Source organism: Arthrobacter sp. MYb229 (assembly GCF_002975405.1).
In the GTDB taxonomy this organism is placed as follows: Bacteria; Actinomycetota; Actinomycetes; order Actinomycetales; family Micrococcaceae; genus Glutamicibacter.
In genome coordinates, this window is the sequence record NZ_PCPS01000001.1 from 1,382,500 (window position 1) to 1,401,881 (window position 19,382).

At 53.3% G+C, this 19,382-nt stretch carries 14 protein-coding genes; 2 read left to right on the forward strand and 12 right to left on the reverse strand.

The window, feature by feature from the left end; genetic code table 11:
• Positions 1-115: 115 nt before the first annotated feature.
• The 5 genes from CQ019_RS06430 to CQ019_RS06450 all read right to left on the reverse strand — a co-directional run bounded on the left by CQ019_RS06430 (position 116) and on the right by CQ019_RS06450 (position 6,952).
• The gene (locus CQ019_RS06430; RefSeq protein WP_105569212.1) at positions 116-880 is read right to left on the reverse strand and encodes a fumarylacetoacetate hydrolase family protein; all 765 of its coding nucleotides are present in this window, start codon (positions 878-880) and stop codon (positions 116-118) included.
• Positions 881-1,026: 146 nt separating this feature from the next.
• Positions 1,027-3,279 carry a hypothetical protein gene (locus CQ019_RS18240; protein WP_146113338.1) on the reverse strand — a complete coding sequence of 751 codons (2,253 nt, stop codon included), beginning with the start codon at positions 3,277-3,279 and terminating at the stop codon, positions 1,027-1,029.
• A 230-nt stretch (positions 3,280-3,509) separates the two neighbouring features.
• Positions 3,510-4,595, reverse strand: a complete 1,086-nt coding sequence (gene galE / locus CQ019_RS06440; RefSeq protein ID WP_105569214.1) for a UDP-glucose 4-epimerase GalE — start codon at positions 4,593-4,595, stop codon at positions 3,510-3,512.
• An 85-nt stretch (positions 4,596-4,680) separates the two neighbouring features.
• Entirely contained in the window at positions 4,681-5,775 is a 1,095-nt protein-coding gene (locus tag CQ019_RS06445; protein ID WP_105569215.1) for a branched-chain amino acid aminotransferase, read from the reverse strand.
• A gap of 118 nt (positions 5,776-5,893) precedes the next feature.
• Entirely contained in the window at positions 5,894-6,952 is a 1,059-nt protein-coding gene (locus CQ019_RS06450; RefSeq protein ID WP_105569291.1) for a 3-isopropylmalate dehydrogenase, read from the reverse strand.
• A 254-nt stretch (positions 6,953-7,206) separates the two neighbouring features.
• On the opposite strand from CQ019_RS06450, the gene CQ019_RS06455 reads away from it, so the two are divergent.
• Positions 7,207-8,325 carry a sensor histidine kinase gene (locus tag CQ019_RS06455; protein WP_258137258.1) on the forward strand — a complete coding sequence of 373 codons (1,119 nt, stop codon included), beginning with the start codon at positions 7,207-7,209 and terminating at the stop codon, positions 8,323-8,325.
• Between the two features lie 5 nt (positions 8,326-8,330).
• Positions 8,331-9,020: a response regulator transcription factor gene (locus tag CQ019_RS06460; RefSeq protein WP_105569217.1), complete on the forward strand. Its 690-nt coding sequence runs from the start codon at positions 8,331-8,333 to the stop codon at positions 9,018-9,020.
• Between the two features lie 70 nt (positions 9,021-9,090).
• Here the strand turns inward: CQ019_RS06460 and metG are convergent, their stop codons facing one another.
• The 7 genes from metG to CQ019_RS06495 form a co-directional block, all read right to left on the reverse strand.
• Positions 9,091-10,641, reverse strand: a complete 1,551-nt coding sequence (gene metG / locus CQ019_RS06465; protein ID WP_181148281.1) for a methionine--tRNA ligase — start codon at positions 10,639-10,641, stop codon at positions 9,091-9,093.
• Positions 10,642-10,698: 57 nt separating this feature from the next.
• On the reverse strand, positions 10,699-11,703 hold the full coding sequence (locus CQ019_RS06470; RefSeq protein WP_105569292.1) for an NYN domain-containing protein: 1,005 nt from the start codon (positions 11,701-11,703) through the stop codon (positions 10,699-10,701).
• A 123-nt stretch (positions 11,704-11,826) separates the two neighbouring features.
• A complete protein-coding gene (wecB, locus tag CQ019_RS06475; RefSeq protein WP_105569219.1) occupies positions 11,827-13,011 on the reverse strand; it encodes a non-hydrolyzing UDP-N-acetylglucosamine 2-epimerase in 1,185 nt (394 codons plus the stop codon).
• Between the two features lie 31 nt (positions 13,012-13,042).
• Positions 13,043-14,275: a UDP-N-acetyl-D-mannosamine dehydrogenase gene (gene wecC, locus CQ019_RS06480; RefSeq protein WP_105569220.1), complete on the reverse strand. Its 1,233-nt coding sequence runs from the start codon at positions 14,273-14,275 to the stop codon at positions 13,043-13,045.
• A gap of 131 nt (positions 14,276-14,406) precedes the next feature.
• Positions 14,407-16,152: a glycosyltransferase family 4 protein gene (locus CQ019_RS06485; RefSeq protein WP_146113339.1), complete on the reverse strand. Its 1,746-nt coding sequence runs from the start codon at positions 16,150-16,152 to the stop codon at positions 14,407-14,409.
• Positions 16,153-16,161: 9 nt separating this feature from the next.
• Entirely contained in the window at positions 16,162-17,337 is a 1,176-nt protein-coding gene (locus CQ019_RS06490; RefSeq protein ID WP_105569222.1) for a glycosyltransferase family 4 protein, read from the reverse strand.
• 49 nt (positions 17,338-17,386) lie between these two features.
• On the reverse strand, positions 17,387-19,300 hold the full coding sequence (locus CQ019_RS06495) for a glycosyltransferase (protein WP_258134065.1): 1,914 nt from the start codon (positions 19,298-19,300) through the stop codon (positions 17,387-17,389).
• Positions 19,301-19,382 lie beyond the last annotated feature (82 nt).

Below are 19,382 nucleotides of genomic sequence, written 5' to 3' on the forward strand. Positions count from 1 at the left end.
TCATTCTAGTCTCGTTGCAAGGCAAGAAGCACAATAGCGTGTTGGTCTTCGCATCACATAAGGATGCGAAGACCAACACGCTGTGATTGACCCAGCCTTGGCCGGTCCCTTTGGCCTAGCGGCGGAAAACGCTACGCAGCGTTCCGATACCTTCAATTTCAATCTCGACGCTGTCGCCTTCATTGACCAGTCCAACACCTGCTGGTGTGCCGGTGAGGATCACGTCTCCGGGTAGCAAGGTGAAGGCTTCGGATGCCCGAGCCACCAGATCATTCACCGACCAGATCATCTCGCTGGTCGATCCATCTTGGCGGACTTCGCCATTTACGCGGCTGACGATTCCCACGTCATCCGGGTTCTCCAGCTGCGTTTCAATCCAGGGTCCCAGCGGGCAAGCGCCATCAAAGCCCTTGGCGCGCGCCCATTGCGGGTCGGTGCGCTGGGCATCGCGAGCGGTGAGGTCATTGGCCACGGTATATCCGAAGATCACGTCCGCTGCCTTTTCGGCGGGGACATCCTTGCAGATACGACCAATGACCACGGCCAGCTCGCCTTCGAAGGAAACTTCCTCGGAGAACGAAGGAAGCGTCACCGGGTCGCCGTGCCCAACCACCGAGGTGTTTGGCTTCAAGAACATCAGCGGTTCGCTAGGAACCTCATTGCCGAGCTCTTTGGCATGCTCGCCGTAGGTCCGGCCAAATCCAATGACTTTTGACCGTGGAATGATCGGTGCAACAAGTCGTACATCGTCTAATTGGTGCGTGGCACCCGTGGTCTTGATGCCCTGGAAGAAAGGGTCACCAGCCAAAACATGGACATCGTTTCCGTCAACGACTCCGTACATTGGGTCGCTATCAACTACAAATCTGGCAATGCGCATAGTAATAAGCCTAGGGCATGTTCTGGCCTAAATCGCATGCTGCCGAAAAGCCAATCCGCAGGCTGGCGTGCGATTCACTACAACTGGCAAAAGCCATACACAAAGCTCAAAGCGTTCCAGTTTATGAGAGGGCCGGTTGTTGCCTACTAAGAAGCCTTGGAATTGGTGGCCGCTGGCGGCTTTGTTGATGGTGTACTTTTTGATTTCGCCTTCGCAGCAATTGGTTGCAAGTCCAACTCGGCAATTGAAGTCTTCTCAGCGTTCGCGAAGACCCGGCCATCATTTGATGCGGTAAGCCGACTCCCAAACTGACGGGTGAGCTGCGGGCTGCCAATGGTTGCACGAGTCCCGGCCGGGAAGTTTATGACGGTTGTTGTCCCCGCTGCGCTGTGAACCGCTTTGCCTTGCTGCTCTAGGACAACCAAGTCCGCGTTTTTCCATCCAGGCCGGTAGCTCGTGTTCTTTGCATTGGTCAAACGATGCTTCCTGAGCAATCTTCCGCTCTCCGGATCCAAAACGTTCACGCCTTCAAGATCGGCCACGAGCAGCCATCCGGCCATGAGCTTTGGCGCGTACAGTGCTCCGCAGTTCGCCCTTGGCCCGACGTCCCACGAGATTTCCTTTGTGGCAATGTGGAGTTTAAACACCCGCGCGATCCCCTCTGTGTCTGGGAGGCCGTATCCGTTTCGTACCGAGGTGGTGCCATAAACATGTTCTTCGTCAGCAACTAGGCCGGTGATCGAATGCTCGGTAATAAATCCTCGCCCCTTGCCGTCCAGTACCCAGATGATCTCATCGGTATGAGGATCAATCATTCCAAGGGCACCACCTGAACGGCCGTACTCTGGAACTGTTCCGAAGAAGACGTTTTTTGAGTTCTTTGCCCAGGCGAAAATTCTGGATTGCTCGTAATTCGTTGCGAGCCGTTCGATTCTCAGGTATCCCTCGGCCTTATTTTTGGCTGCGCTGTTGATGCGCACGACGTCTGCCGATCCATACGATCCAATGAGAGTTTTACCGGCATTGAATTCGATCATGCCTTCGATCTGGTTAATCACATTTTGGTCCGCTGGTGATGTCCATCGTTGTCCCGTATCAGGGTTGATCGAGGTTATACCGGCGCCCATGTAGCCTCCGACATACACGTTGCCGTCCGAATGGGCCATCAGGGATTGCACCACGAACTCTCCTTTTGCCAGGGCCACGGTATTCACCAATTGCACCGATTGGCTCGAAAGTCTTACCACTTCAATCTGCAGGCCCGTTGCATTCGATGAGACGACTACGACCTGGCTTTCGGTGGCGTAGAGACTGAGTGCGGCGCTGGCAGAAATGTTGCCGACCAGTTGGTCTTCCCAAGAGGAAACATTCGTGGCAAAGAGCTGACCATTGCTCACGTTGTAGAAATTCTTTGCCTTAGGAGTCACCGCCGAAGCTTTTCGACCAGACCAAACCCGTTCGACCGTTCCAACCCAAGAATTTGCTTGCGGGTTGAACAACAATTGTCCCGATGTGCTATCAACCGAAACGACAATTCTATTTCCAATCGCTTTCAACGATGAGATAAAGCCAGTTGCCTTTGGCTCTGGCAGAGCAACCTCGGCGGTCTTATTGGGAGTACTCGTTGAGAATCGAAATAATCTTGGATTACGCGACCCTGTGCCTAGCCACACGACGTCGTTCTCGCCAATAGCCACACGGCGGACATAATCAGTATCGGTCGCAACGCGCGCAAATACTTGGACCTTGCGCGTCTTAGGAGTGTAGTTAAAGGCAGCGCCTAGCGGATAAGTTCCGCCCCAAACAGTACCTTTGGAATCGATTTGCAGATCATAGATCGTGGAGGCACCGGGAACCTCTCCAACCACGGTCGTCGTCGAAGGGCTTGATGGCTTCCAAACCAATAGCGAATTACGAGTTGCTAGATAAAGGGTCTTGCTCGCTTTGTGCCATTTCATGGATTGGATTCCACCGCTATGGCTGTTGGGAACGTCCACAACGTGCACGGGGGAAGTTCGCCGCGGATCCACTATTTGAAGTTGGTGGGCAGGTCCGACAATCGACACTGCCAACCAGGGAAGCCCGGACTTCTCAATACCGGGCAGCGGTTCCACTCGCCTAATTTTCGTGGCCGGGAAGGCTCCTTCATGATTTTGAAGTGCGCCGGTGGTGTTGCGAGTTCGTTTGAGTAGTGCGATAACTGATGGATCACGATTGCTGAGAACTGATTCAGGCTGTGGAGTTTTCGTCGGAACGATCGGTTTGGAAGATGCCGACGATTCGCGAGGTCCAGAGTCCGGAAGTTGCTTGTAGACAATTGCCCCTGCGGTTACCGCTCCGAGAGTCAAAACTACTCGTCGGCTGATTCGTTTCGCCGAACGCCCCTCGTCTTCTGCCACTAACTACCTCCTTGCGCTCATGATATACGCTGACCTAGCGGATAAATGACGGGATCAATCGAAGCCGGAGATTTCAGCAAAACCATCACGCTGCAAAATGAAAGTTGAAATGTTCGAATTTCTCATTCACAGCGTCCGGTCTGACGCATGATAGGCCAAGGCATTGACCGAAGCGGGAAGTAAATGACCGGATCCGCCCCATTGGTCGATGGCACAAGTCCAGCTGCCTACTACTCAATGACTGTGCGACTAGATCCACAGATAAAATCTTGCAAAGATTCAGCTTTGATAAGTTGATGGTCAGCTTCCGGAAATCCGTCGGGATTATTGGACTGCCAATTCCACATATCTGCGACCATTTGTTCCAAACCACGTTCGGCTTTCCAACCTAGATCTAGGCGAGCCTTTTCGGGATGTGCATAACTTTCTGCAACGTCGCCTGGACGACGACCCGTGATTCGATAGGGAACCGGCCGTCCGGAGATTCGAGCGAACGCGTCAATTACCTCCAACACGCTGGAACCAGCACCAGTTCCTAGATTCCAAACATGCACGCCTTGAGAATTAGACAAATAGTCGAGTGCAGCCAGATGCCCACTTGCGAGATCCAAGACATGGATGTAGTCCCGCACGCCCGTACCATCAGCTGTTGAATAGTCGCCACCAAAGACTTGCACTTCGACGCGTTTTCCAATGGCTACCTGAGCCACAAAAGGCATCAAGTTGTTTGGAATCCCTTGCGGGTCTTCCCCAATCAGACCTGATTCGTGTGCACCAACCGGATTAAAGTAACGAAGATTCGCGATACGCCAGCGCGAGTCCGACACTGCCAGCTCTTCAAGCATTTCTTCGATATGTAGCTTGGTGCGACCATATGGATTTGTAGCGCTTCGTCGAGTATCTTCACGTAGCGGTAAATCGGTCGAATCACCATAGACGGTGGCCGAAGAGCTAAAAACTATGGTCCGGCATTCAGCAGCATTCATAGCTTCAAGCAAGTTCAGAGTACCAACGACGTTGTTCTCGTAGTACTTAAGTGGTTGAGCTACCGACTCTCCGACAGCTTTGAGGCCGGCAAAATGTATGACTGCCTCTGGCTTGATCTCGCCGATGGCTTGAGTTAATCTTTCTGCGTCTAAGAGATCGATTTGGTACGCATCCAGGGTCCGTCCAGCCAGACCAACCACTCTGCGAAGAGACTCTGGAGACGAATTACTAAAGTTATCAATGACTGATACCTGGTGTCCTTCCTGCAAAAGCAGGAGTACCGTGTGGGAGCCTATATATCCAGCACCGCCGGTGACAAGTATGCGCATCTATAATTTCCCCAACGTCAAAAATTAGAATAACCCATGTAAAAGGTACTTACATGGGCTATTCTAGCGAATTTTTACTGCACTTTTAGGCCAAGCGCTCCAGCCAACCGTGACGGTCCTCTACGGTTCCACGCTGGATGCCGAGCAGCTCTTCACGGATCGACATAGTGATTTCACCTGCCGGCGCATTTTCATCACCGATTAATTCGTCACCATTCTTCAGCACGCCAATTGGAGTGATGACTGCAGCGGTGCCGCAGGCAAAGACCTCAGTGATATCTCCATTAGCGATGCCGTCCCGCCACTCGTCCAAAGTGATCTTTCGTTCTTCAACTTCCATGCCGCGATCCTTGGCAAGCTGGATGACCGAGGATCGAGTGACCCCTTCGAGGATGGTGCCGGTCAACGCTGGAGTGACCAGCTTTTTGTCCTTGGTCACGAAGAACACGTTCATTCCGCCGAGCTCTTCCACTGCATTATCATTGAAAGAGTCAAGGAAGAGTACTTGCTTACAGCCGTTTTCTTCTGCTTCGAGCTGGGCCACCAATGACGCTGCATAGTTGCCACCGCATTTGGCCGATCCGGTGCCACCGCGGCCTGCGCGTGCGTAGTTTTTCGATACCCATATGCCCACCGGCTTGAGCTCTCCGCCAAAGTAGTTTCCGGCCGGTGAAGCAATCACACGGTAGGAGACTTCGCGTGCCGCACGGACGCCCAGAAACGCCTCCGTAGCGATCATGAATGGACGCAGGTACAGAGCTTCCCCGTCACCGGTTGGAACCCACTCAATGTCGGTAGCAACGATTTTGCGCAGGGACTCAACGAAGACTTCATCATCAAGCTGCGGCAGGGCGAGCCGAGCTGCCGACTTATTCAGGCGTGCAGCGTTTGCGTGGGGGCGGAAGGTCCACACCGAACCGTCTTCGTGGCGGTAGGCTTTCAGTCCCTCAAAGATCTCCTGGCCATAGTGCAATACCGAAGCGGCAGGATCCATGGCGATGGGCCCGTACGGCTCAACCCGCGCGTCGTGCCACTGGCCCGAGCCAGGCTCGGAGCTTGCGGTCCAGTCAATGACCACGGTGTGGTCGGTGAAGAAGTCTCCGAACCCCGGGTTGGCCAGAACGGCGGCGCGCTCTTCTGCGCTCTTGCGATTCGATGAAAGATTTTCGTTGAATTCCATCTGCCTCAGGACTTCCTTGCTCAATTAACGAATAACGGGTGCCCCACGCCATTGGCGGAACACCCGTCCGTGGATTTGTTCCTCGATTAGCGGCTAATCGAGTTACATCGCTTTTAGCTTATGCCAGTAGCGAGACGATTGCATCGCCAATTTCACTTGTAGTGCGGTGATCGGTCAATTCTTGGCGTGAAGTGATCTCTTTTTCGACAGCCTGTTCAACGGTAGCCGCTTCCGCAGACATTCCGAGGTGATCCAGCATCAGTGCCACCGACAGGATTGCGGCAGTCGGATCAGCCTTCTGCTGGCCGGCAATGTCGGGAGCAGAGCCGTGGACCGGTTCGAACATGGACGGGTAGGTGCGGTCCATGTTGATGTTGCCGCTGGCCGCCAGTCCAATGCCACCGGTGATGGCGCCGGCCTGGTCGGTGAGGATGTCACCAAATAGGTTATCGGTCACAATGACGTCGAATCGGGATGGATCGGTAGTCAAGAAGATGGTCGCAGCATCAACGTGCAGGTAGTCGTGGGTCACCTCGGGGAATTCCGCTGCCACCATCTCTACCGTGCGCCGCCACAAATGTCCGGCATAAACCAACACGTTGTGCTTGTGGACCAAGGTCACATGCTTGCGCTCCCGGGCGGCTGCACGGGTAAAGGCATCACGAACTACACGCTCAACACCGTAGGCGGTATTCACCGAAACTTCGGTCGCGATTTCATGCGGGGTGCCGGTGCGCACCGAGCCGCCATTTCCGACATACGGGCCTTCCGTACCTTCGCGGACGACCACGAAATCAATCTCGCCCGGGTTAGCCAGCGGGCTTTCGATTCCAGCGTAGAGCTTGGCAGGGCGCAGGTTCACGAAATGATCCAACGAGAAGCGCAGCTTCAGCAGGAGTTCACGCTCAATGATTCCCGAGGGGATTCTTGTGTCGCCAGGAGCAGCGCCGACCGCGCCAAACAGGATGGCATCATGCTGTTTGATAGCTTCAAGCGTTTCATCCGTCAGAGTCTCCCCCGTCTTGAGCCAGTGTTCCGCACCCAACGTGTATTCGGTGAGATCAACTTGTTGGCCTCCACCGTTGGTCACGAACTTCAGGACCTTCACGGCTTCGGCAACCACTTCTGGGCCGATACCGTCGCCTGGAATGACAGCAATATTAATGACGTTTCCCATGTTTTCATCATAACGAAGCAAATCCACCATTTGAGAACTCATCTCAAATACTGAGAATCTTTTCAATGTAAGTCATGAGAACATCAAACCGTGGCATGAGGACTCAGCCCTGAACCCTGACTAGACTCGAGACATAGCAGTCTTTAGGCACGAGGGAACAGTTGATCTTTAATAACCCACACCGGCGCATCGACCGGTGGATTCGTTCGAACCCTGGCCGAATCGATTTGTTCACCGGCGCACTCTACACATTGATGTGCACAGGATTCGCGCTTGCCATGGGTGCCGGGGGCGGCATGGGATTCGCTCTTAGTTTATTGGCCATCACCATTTTGCAGTCGGCCCCCTTGATGGCTCGCCGCCGCTATCCATGGGCCGTCACGATTGTCGTAGCCTTCGCTCACCTCATGCAGTTGTTCTTCCAGGGAATCTTCCTTCCCTCGCAGCTATCGGTTCCCTTGCTGATTTACACCATGGCTGTCTATGGAAAACGCTGGCAATCTTTCGCTACCCTAGGCGTGGGGTTGCTGGGTGCGATTCTTGCAACCTCTAATATCTTTGGTCCGGGCGCCTACGGTCAGGCCAACATATCCTTTGACATGATCATCTCCTTTGTGGGCTTATCGCTGGTGGTAATGCTGGCCTGGACCTTTGGTGATCTCGCGCGAAGCCGGCGGCAAACCCTCAATGCCTTGCGAGCCCATGCACAACGCCTGGAAAACGAACGGCTGATTGAACGTGAGCTGGCTGCCTCGGATGAACGCAACCATATCGCCAGAGAAATGCATGACATCGTGGCCCACTCGCTCTCAGTGATTATCACCCAGGCAGATGGTGCACGATACGCGGCAGTCAAGGACCCAAACATCGCGGTTGAAACCTTGAAGACGGTCTCTGACGCGGGGCGTTCTTCACTACGTGAAATGCGACGCCTTTTGGGCGTACTGCGCACAGATGAAGAGGTTGATCACCGCCCGTTGCCGACACTGGAAAACATTCCAGAGTTGGTTGAAACTGCTATGAAGTCCGGCGTAGAAGTTTATTTTCAGGTCAAAGGGTCGCCGCGTCGCCAGCTGCCAACCGGAGCGGAGCTGACCGCGTACCGCTGCGTGCAGGAAGCACTGACTAATGTCATGAAGCACGCAGGCCCAAGATCAACCACGCATGTGACTCTGAGCTGGACCAATCGAGGCGTCGAAATGAGCGTCATCGATGACGGCCGGGGTGCAGGAAGCCTGGGCGTCGCAGGCACCGGCCAAGGTCTGCGCGGATTACACGAACGAGTCTCCCTATACGATGGAACCAGTACCGCTGCCCCGCATCCAGGCGGAGGATTTGCCGTCTCTGTGTTCATCCCCTACTCCGAGGACTAAAAAGAATGACCCCCAGTGAGCCAATTACAGTCGCCTTGGTCGATGACCAGCTTCTGGTTCGTAGCGGTTTCCGAATGCTCATCAATTCCCAGCCGGACATGAATGTAGTCGCCGAAGCTTCCAACGGACGCGAGGCGTTGGCTTCTCCCTCATTGGCCACGGCAGATGTCATATTGATGGACGTCCGCATGCCGGAACTGGATGGAATCGAAACGACTGAACGGCTACTGACTTCTAAGAATCAATCAAGGCAGGCGCCTCGCATCATAGTGCTGACCACGTTTGATATGGACGAGTATGCCTTCAGCGCCATTCAGGCTGGAGCGAGCGGTTTCCTGCTCAAGGATGCCCCGCCCGAAGAGCTACTGGAATCCGTTCGTACGGTAAACCGCGGGGATGCCGTGATCGCACCTTCGACGACAAGAAGGCTTCTGGACCATATGGCCCCGCTGCTAAAACGCTCATCGCAAACCGACGATACGTTGATGTCCGCCGTAGGTTCCTTGACACCTCGTGAACGTGAAGTCTTTGGACACATCGCCTTGGGGCGTTCGAATCCAGAAATAGCGAGAGATCTGTTTCTATCCGAAGCCACGGTAAAAACTCATGTCGGTCACATTCTTGCCAAGCTCGGTGCCCGTGACCGGGTCCAAGCCGTGGTGATCGCCTACCAAACCGGTGTGGTCAGCGCCTAGTACTTACCGATTAAACATAGAGCTCCAAGCATGGTTTTATAACCATGCTTGGAGCTCTAATTTTTCAGGCTTATTTTTCTTCTTCGTAGCGCGGGAAAACCGGAGCCGGCGCCGGCAATTCGGTTCCCGGCACCAGGACGGTGTCAAAGTTCTCGAAGTTGCGTGCAGTCCCCTGGCCAACAGCCAGCAGGTCAAGCATTCCGGTCATAGTCTGCGGCAGGACCGGCTGCAGGAGCATTGCGACCTTGCGAACAATTTCGATAGTCACGTAGAGAACCGTTTCCATGCGTGCTGGATCGGTTTTCTTCAGCTTCCATGGCTCCTGCTCGGCAAAGTACGCATTGGTGTCGCCCAAGACATGCCAGACGGCTTCCAAAGCACGACTGAAGTCTTGGCGGTCATATGCTTCTTGATTGATTTCCAAAAGCTTTGAGGCGGCAGCCAGAATCTGCTCATCGGCGTCCAGCAGCTGCCCGGGTGCCGGCACAACTCCCCCGCAGTTCTTGGCCACCATGGAAAGCGATCGCTGCGCGAGGTTTCCAAAATTATTTGCGAGATCGCCATTAATGCGCGCAACGATGGTGTCATGGTTGTAGCTGCCATCGGCGCCAAAGGTCACCTCACGCAGGAAGAAATAGCGCACCTGGTCGAGTCCATACCGCGCCACAAAATCATCTGGTGACACGGTATTGCCCAAGGACTTGGACATCTTCACACCGTTGTTGTGCAAGAAGCCATGGATCATCACACGCTTGGGAACCGGCAGTTTTGCCGACATGAGGAAGGCCGGCCAGTAAATGGCGTGGAACCGGGAAATGTCCTTGCCGATAACGTGCACATCTGCGGGCCAGTACTTCTGGAAAGATGCCGATTCCACGTCCGGGAAGCCGGCACCGGTCAGGTAGTTCGTCAGGGCATCGACCCAAACGTACATGACGTGCTTCTCGTTGCCGGGAACCGGGATTCCCCAGTCGAAGGTTGTGCGCGAAATCGAAAGATCAGTCAGCCCGCCTTCAACAAAACGAACAACTTCGTTGAACCGTGATCGCGGGGCACCGAAATCAGCGTTCTCTTCGTAGTGAGCCAGCAGCTTGTCCTGGTACTTGGACAGCCGGAAGAAATAAGATTCTTCTTCGGTCCAAGTTACCTCGGTGTCGGTTTCGGTCGTGTACCGGATACCGTCTTCGCGAACCTCGGTCTGTTCTTCGGTGTAGAAGGCTTCGTCACGGACCGAGTACCAGCCGGCGTACTTATCCAGGTAAATATCGTCGTTGGCTTCCATCCGGCGCCACAGCTCCTGCGCCGCGGCATGGTGGTCCGCGTCTGTGGTCCGGATGAAACGGTCGTAGCTCGTGCCCAATTCATCATTCATCGACTGGAACGCATCGGAGTTGCGCTGCGCGAGCTGCGCTGGAGTGATGCCCTCTTTCTCCGCAGTCTGCATCATCTTCTGCCCATGCTCGTCCGTACCGGTCAGGAAGAAGACGTCATACCCATCAAGTCGCTTGAAACGCGCCATGGCGTCCGTTGCGACGACCTCGTAGGCATGCCCAATATGAGGGGTGCCATTCGGGTATGAGATTGCTGTGGTGATGTAAAAGGGTTTCTGCTGAGAAGTCACGATACAAATTTACCTTAGTCAGTGCTGGAAGCTGGATTCTTCGAAGCGATCATCGCGTCACATGATCTGATCCAGATAGTCCCAAAAGGCACCGCGAAGGGTACGGCGGATTGTTTGTTGATCCGTTTTCCACTCTCCGAGCACCTGGGCACAGTCCTTAAGCAAGGTCCGGTCGATTTCTGGCGGCAGTTGAGGTTTGTCTGCCACCAGTTCAACAACCTCTGATTGGGTAGTGCTGGCAAGCCAGGACTGAGCTACCTTGGCACCAATTTCTTCAGCCGCCGTCAGTTCCTTCTGCTCGTAGGCAGCTTGGCCATGGAACCCAGAACGTTCGCTATCTGAGGAGTAGACGACTTCTGCTTGAGTCGTTGGCTCAGCACTGCGTAGAACTTGTGCCTTTTGCGCCAGCAAGGCTGGTGTAGGGATTCCAGGTTTTGCTATTGCCGAGGGCTTCGCGATTGGCGCACCGGCCACCAATGCGGTTTTATCACAATGATCTTTATCCCAGTCAATGATTCGGGTGAATGAACTATCAATAATGGAATCGGGCATCACTTCAATAGCATCAGCTGTCAGAGCTAAGTGTTCGGCAACCGAGGCTACTCCCAACCGGCTCTGGTCCTTTTGCAAACCAAGCAATACGACCTTCATGCCCAAGTCTTGGGCTTCTTCTACCGCTTCGGCCAGATCGTCGTCTCCGGAAACAAGATAGGCAACGGATGCAGACCCATGTCGCGCTACGCCAACCAAATCCAAGGCCAACCGGAGATCGACGCCCTTTTGCTCGCCATTATAGGAAATTCGACCCAGTCGAACTTTTACACCTGGAATCAAGCCAATACGCTTATGCTGCTCGGTAAATAGACCGTCCTTGGAAGCGTCATACCAGTAGACCCGAAGGTTATTCAGGCCCGTGTTCTTCTTGACAGTCTGGACTATTCCACGAACTAAAGACTCATAATGCGTGGTAAAGGCCGAACGGAGAGTGGTTCCGGCCACTCTATGCCCGCCTAAAGACAATAAAAACCCGGCATCAACAAATATTGCAGTTTGATTCATCATACTTTTGATACTAGTCAGTACGGGGCAAAGAATCCTGCACCAAAAGAGGAACGCCAGGCATTCGTTCATTTTAAAAGCAAGAGGGACCAGAACAAATTGTTCTAGTCCCTCCTGCATGACATGCTAGATGCTTGTTGCTCGCATCATGTCATCCGCATCGGATAGACGGGAATCAAATTCTTCAATTCGCTCCCCCACGCCAAGCAGCTCCGCAATGGCAGCTACAGTGCGTTCAGAAGCTTTCCCGTCGCCGTAAGGATTAACCGCATTGGCCATTTCCTCATAAGCGGCAGAATCATTCAACAACTCCGAAACCGAATCGAAGATCCGCTGTTCGTCGGTTCCGATGAGTCGAACGGTACCAGCCGTCACGGCTTCCGGACGCTCGGTATTCAAGCGCATTACCAACACTGGCTTACCGAGGCTTGGCGCTTCTTCCTGCACTCCACCGGAGTCGGTCAGGACCACGGTTGAGGCATCGATGATTCGAGTGAATTCACCATAAGCCAGCGGCTCCGTCAAAGTAACGTTTGGAATACCATCGATTTCCGGAAGCAAAGCCTCACGTACCGCAGGATTGCGATGCAAGGGAAGGATAAACTGAATATCGGGCTCTGCTACGGACAGGCGCGCAATCGCTCGGCCAATCCCGCGCATCGGCTCGCCTTGGTTCTCGCGACGATGAGTCGTCACCAAAACAATTCGCTTGCCGGAGTTCACGATTTCTTCAAGTTGTGGATCCGTGAAGGGGATCTTCTTTTCAACCACGGTCAGCAGTGCATCGATAACACTGTTGCCAGTGATAACGATGTCCTTGCTGTTGAAGGTCTCGCGCTCGAGGTTACGCTTGCTCAGCGAAGTTGGCGCCAAGTGAAGGCTGGCAATCTGGCTGGTGAGCTTGCGATTGGCTTCCTCTGGGAATGGCGAGAAAAGGTCGTAACTACGCAGACCAGCCTCGGCGTGTACCACTGGAATTCCTCTGTAGAAAGCTGCGATAGCTCCTGCGGTAGAGGTGGTGGTGTCTCCCTGGACGACTACGGCATCCGGCTTTTCTTTTTCAAAGATTTCATCCAGACCTGCAATGGTCTTAGTCAGCAAACCGTTGAGGGTCTGTCGCGGCTGAATCACGTCAAGGTCATAGTCTGGCTTGATGCCAAACAGCTCGTTGACCTGATCCAGCATCTCGCGATGCTGCCCGGTAACAACAACTATACAGTCGAAATCTTTAGCCTCTTTCAAGGCCTTGACGATCGGTGCAACCTTGATGGCCTCGGGACGAGTGCCATAGATCGGCATGATCTTTTTCATTAGGACATCTACCTTGTCAGAAGAGGGGAATCTAGCGCCAGAGACCGCGGGTGTCAATGACATCCTTGCCTGCAAGCGCAGTGGCGGGAACCGATTTGAACTGATCGTGATCCACCAACAAGGTCACAACTTCTGCGGCTTCCAGCGCCTCATCCAACGGAGTCAGGGTGAGGTTCGCAATGCCGTCAAGTTTCTTGGGCAGTGCATCAACGTGTGGTTCGACAGCCAAGAACTCGATGGTTGGATTCTCTACAGCCAGCTTGCGAGCGATCTCAATGGACGGCGATTCACGCATGTCATCAATGTTCGCCTTGAAGGCAAGCCCCAATACAGCAACCTTGCCATTAAACGCTGGCGACTTGGTGGCCTGAACTACCTTGTCGATGACCCAGCTTGGCTTGGAGTCGTTGGTTTCACGAGCCATCCGGATGAGCTTGGACTCCTCCGGAGCAGCGGAAACGATGAACCATGGATCAACCGCGATGCAGTGTCCGCCTACGCCTGGACCAGGCTGAAGGATGTTTACACGTGGGTGACGGTTCGCCAAGGAAATGAGTTCCCAGACATCGATCCCGATTTTGTCAGAGATCACCGAAAGCTCGTTGGCGAAGGCAATATTCACGTCGCGGAACGAGTTCTCAACCAGCTTCGCCATCTCGGCGGTTTTGGCATCGGTAGTCAAAATCGCAGCCTGGCAGAAAACCTCGTAGAGCGCCTTCGCCTTATCGGCAGCTTCCGGGGTTATGCCGCCAACAATACGGTCGTTGGTCACAAGCTCTTCCATGACGTAGCCTGGCAAAACCCGCTCCGGGCAGTGTGCCACGAGCAGACTGTCCGTGTTCAGGTCTGGGCGCTTGGCCAAGAGGTAGTCAGCCAGGTGCTGAGTTGCCCCTGGAGGCGAGGTGGATTCGAGGATGACCAATTCGCCACCTTTAAGGTTCGGTGCGATACCTTCTGCTGCAGACTCGATGTACGAGAGATCTGCGGTGTAATCATCGTTGAACGGAGTTGGCACGGCAACGATGTAGGCTTCGGCTGCAGGAGTCTCGAAGCTGGCGCTGAGGGTTCCTGCGGCAACTGCGGCTGAAACGAATTCACCCAGCGCTGGTTCAACAAATGGAACTTCGCCCTTGTTGACTGCCTCAACGGTCCGAGGAGTAACATCCACACCCTTGACGATGATTCCCTTAGATGCAAGGATCGCGGCGGTTGGCAGGCCGATATATCCCAAACCGATGACGGCGACTTCTTTAATGCTGTTCACTAAAGTGACTTTCCTTCTGGTGCGAGTGTCATTCCCAAAGCTGGGCGTTCAGGCTGATCTTATAACGCTTTGATTACAAGCCGAGCCCTGTAAACCATATCGCAAGAGTGCAACTGCCGTCAGGTTTCATGTCAGTCTGCTTTACTTATTACTTGCTGGTAAATTTCGGCCAGCCTCTTGGCATTTTTATTCCAAGTTCTGGTTTCGAGGACGAAATCCCGACCTGACCTGCCCATGAGCTCAGCCTTCGACGGTTCATAAATCAAGGATTCGATGGAATTCGCCCAAGCTTCTACGTCGCCAGAAGGTACAAGGTGACCGGTTTCACCGTCGCTTATAAGCTCGCGCAATGCGGGCAAATCAGAGGCAATAACCGGAACACGAGATGCTAGTGCTTCAACTGGTTTGAGCGGAGTCACCGCACGAGTAACCGACGAGTCGACGCGAGGGACTACAAATACATTCAGGGACGCGTGGTAGAGATGCGCTTTTTCACGTGGAACTCGCCCCGGAAATTCACAATATTCGGAGATTCCGAGCTCGACCGCAAGTCGAATGAGATTTTCTCTCTCAGTGCCATCTCCAACTATGAGGACTCTAAGTTTCTCTGTAGCGGGCATAATTTTCGCGACGGCGCGAAGTACCGTGTCTAGTCCTTCATAGGGCACCAAGCTGCTCACGGTACCGACATAAAATGCCTGAACATCCAATCCAAGCTCTTCTCGAGCAACAGACCGCGACACAGGTTCGTTGAGGAACTCTTCACCAATGCCGTTGGGAAGAATCTCGATACTGTCTGGTTTAACACCGGTCACTGTGAGATTTTCCCTCATTTCTGCACCGAGTGTGATCACATAGTCAGCGTTCCTAGCGACAAATGCTTCGCGTTCTCTGAAGAGCTTGTAGCGCTCAGAATTTACGGCAGAGGCTGGACGGGTCGATAGCCAAGTGTCAGCCAGCTGCCCGCGGACTTCATATACCCACGGAATGCCAGTCGCTTCGGAGACCGCCTTAACCGCGAGAGCATTTGAAAAGTCGGTGGTAGTGTGGAGGATTTGGGGGCCATCATGGAGTACTTTTGCCAGGAGCGCCTCTGATTGTTGTTGAATTCGCCCCGACAAGTCGTATTTTGCTCGTACTGGAATCAACCGCTCATATTCGACGGCTCCGACCCGATCCGATTTTTGAGCATTGAATATGCCAATGCTTAACGGATAATTCACTCGAGTGCAGGCTCTCACGCTCCAGCCTTCAGCGGACAGAGCCGACAATGTGGACTGAGTACGTTGCGCATAACCGCTGCCAGTGTGAGGCAACGAATTAGTCGCTAAGCAGACTACGGTTTTTAATGTTCGATTCTTGGAACCGGCATATTGAGTTGCCGGAAGCTTCGGCACCGTCCCAAGGTAGACCTGATATTCAGATACGTAATGTCGCTTTTGGCGGTTCGGCCTAATTTGTTCCAGCAAGGCAATAGCTTCGCTCATGTTGCCTAAGCCCCATTGCAACCGTGCTCTTGCTCTAATCGCATTTGGGGATGTGCTCGGTACTTGCAGCAAGCTAGCTGCCGTTTCCCATTCCCCGCTGGCGATGCAAAGATTCGCCAGAAAAATTCCACCGCGCTTTGCGTTGGATTTCTCAATCCAGAGACGGCAGGTTGTGTTTAGTTGAACCCTATCGTCGCGAATCATCGCCGAGATGGCATTAGCTAAAGTTCCGTTGTTCCCAAGCGAAAGCACTTTGTCCAGAACCTTAACCGGAGCTTGACTCTTAAACTTTCTTGCTACTTGAAGCGCAAAGTAGCTCGGGTCGTCAGCTACATTTGAGAGGATCAACCGAGCAGTATTCGTAAGATTTGCTATCAACTGAGAATTCAAAATACTGTCCTAGTTCTTGCCTTCGCTCGTGACAACTTCGCTGAGCAACTTGGCATAGACTTTGGCTGCTTCGCGCAATGACGCGTTTTTCCGCACCCAATGTGAACCATGATTGTAGGTTTTCAGCATGTCCGGATTTTCTGCCAAGTGCTTCAGATGTTGCGTTAGTTCACCAAGGCTCTGACCGACAACTTGTCCGGACTCGGCAGCGGTGATGATCCCAGCGGCTTCTCCGCGCACTAGGCCTGTAATATGGCGGTCGAGATACAGTAATTCGTAGAGCTTCGAAGGTACGGTGTGATCGAAGCTTGGCCAGTCGGGTCGTAGTGATACGACGCATGTATCCGCCCAGGCGTAATTTTCCAGAACAAGATCTCCATAAACGGACTCACGAAAATCAACGTCTGCATCAAGCTCAGCGGCCAGTTCAATCAAGCGTCGTTTCTCGGTTCCATTGCCTACTATCCTCAGAGAAATCTTATTGTCGAGAATTTTGGCCGCGTGAATAAGTGTGTCTAAACCTTGGCTCCGACCAATATTTCCGAGATAAAGAACGCGCAACGCTCCATTTCGAGGCTCGTTGCTTATGTCGGCTTCAGGGCGTTCAATTTCAACTCCGTTGGAAATCGTAGCTACGTTGCTCACCCCGTTCAATCGCATCTTTACTGCGAGGCCACGCGTCACGGTCACTAGGAGGTCGCTTCGTTTCACCAGATACGACAGCGCATGAGAAACAACCGGCTCCAACCAACGCCATTTCAAGACTTGGGATTCTCGTAAAAGGTCTGGCCACGCGTCGCGTAGGTCGACAACGAACGGTACACCGCGGATTTTACTGACTACATACCCAACAATCAGCGTCGGTAACGCCGGCACAGTCGCAACAACAACATCCGGACGGCTTTCATTCAAGGCTGCGGGCACGCTTAATACCGCGTCCGCACCATGCTTGAGGACTTTTCCAACCATGGATTTGGATTTACGCAATGAACGATAACGTTTGATGTGGATGCGTTCATTGTCGTTGCGCGACTCGGAAGTTTGAGCTGTGATGCCCCATGGCTGGGGAGCAACCACAGTTAGTTCATGTCCTAATTTGGTCAATTCATCGGCAATGACGGACCAACGGCGTTGCGGCGGTGAGATTTCAGGAGAAAACGAATGAGTCAGCAACATGATTTTCATCTACTACTCACTCCTTAGCCTTCGTATACGAACTCGCACCCAGCCAACCTTAGAAGAAGAGATGCTTGTCATTACGTCCAAACCATTGAATACTACCAGTAGCAGTTAGTTCAGCGTCGCTTAGTCCCCAGGTGTGAGCTTTTCCATCGCCGCTACGCATCTGCATGAAGTTAAAACGATCACTTGAATAGACGGTTCCGCCACCATCTATGACATCACGCAGGAATTGGGTATCTTCTCCCCTGCTACGTGACGCAAAGGGCGTGTTCTTGAATACCGAAGCATGCCCGAGCATCGTCGGTCCCATCACCAAATTCGTAAACCGGTGCTCCCGATGAGCGAATCGCAATAGGGTCGCGTCTGAATCTGCAAGGTACATGAAATGGGCTTGCTTCCCAACGATCGAGGCACCGCTATATCGCAGGGCTGCGACTTGATCGAAGAGGTAGTTTGCCCCGTAAAGATCGTCGTCGTCCATTTTAGTGATGAAACCCCCGGTCGCCTCAGCAACTGCTGCGTTAAGGCAATCGCCAAGGGACAACTCCGATGACAACTCTAGAATCTTATAGTCGGAGAGGTTCGCCTCGACGGCTTTGGCTTCAAAATCTTCACGATCAACGGCAAACCCGTGTGTGACAAGAACAAGCTCGGTATCGACATTGAGCTGTGTTCCGACGGTAGAAATGATGTGGTCAATCTGGTGCGGGCGGATCGTCGAAACCACGGCACTCACCTTGGGTCGTGTCGCCATGGATCGGACCGAAGGCCGAACCTGCGATAGTCCGACTAGCGACTCTACTCGACGCGCGCGGTGGGCATAGGTGTGCTCGCTCCAGATACGCCGTTGCCCCAAATGCACCATTCGATCGCGGAGTTCTGGGCTCTGCACGATGCTGCGGATCGCGTTTGCTGCTTCTTCACGCGTCGAGACTTCTAATACCTCGGATGGGGCAAAGAAATTGCCTATAGCAGCACTTGGTGCTGATACTACGGCGCTACCGGCCGCCGTTATCTCAAAAATGCGGCGTGCGCACATACTCGGCGAGTCTACGACTGAATTTACGTTGAGAAAAACGTTGTAGAACTTATTGGCAGCTAGCATCCGGTCATAGTCCAAGGACCCAACTACATGTTCGGCGTAAGGAGCCGGGAATTGGTAATTTTCGTCTCCCCCATGTTGGCGAGAGAAGATATCGAGTCCGTTCGGTAGCTTATCAGCTACGTCAGTTGCTCCCCCCAGTACGATTTCCATCTGCTCGCGGCGTTCTGGGAACTTATGGGCGAAATACATTCCGGCAAAAGCGACATCGCGACGTTCTTGGCTTAGCGGACGCACCGGGTTGTGAAATACCGGTTGCGCAGCGAAACTCAGCGATGCAATTCGTTCATGGCCTAATTCACGCTGGTAGTCCGCGATTTTACGTTCATCCGAGGTGAATACAAAATCAAAAAGCCGTGCACAGTCTAGGAAGTCTTCGAAATGAGGAGGGTCTTCTTTGTTCCAGAAGACTGCAGGAATGGCTTTCTCTTTGAATGCATTGACCATATCGACCAAGGCAGGTCTTGGTGCACTCGTACCTGTCAGGTGGTATTGCCATGCTTTGCCGTTTCCTGCCCACGCGGACTCGACGAAGAGCAAATCAAAATCTATTGATTCAAGATGCTCGTTCCAGTCATCCGGGGTGACAAAAGTGCAGTCCCACTCTGGGCTCCAAGCCCTTGCGCTAAAGTCATCCAGGATGACTGCAACTTTTAGTGCGGTTTCGGAGCGCTGAGCAGGTTCGAAGGCTACCGTTGGCAGCTGAAGCCCGAGTACCTTTTCGATGTCAGTTTGGAACCTGCGGTTAAAACCGCCGGCGCGAGATTCGTAGTTGCTGCGACGGTACCATTCTTGGACTTGTCGCGGGCCACCTTGTCGAAGGTGCCACAGCGCTTTTCGAAACTCGCCTAGTGCAATTTTCACTTCTCAACTCACTCTAAAATATTCGCAGGCAGGAATTACCAATATTACAGCGAGGCGCGCCCCAGACTCTATTCGGGACTAT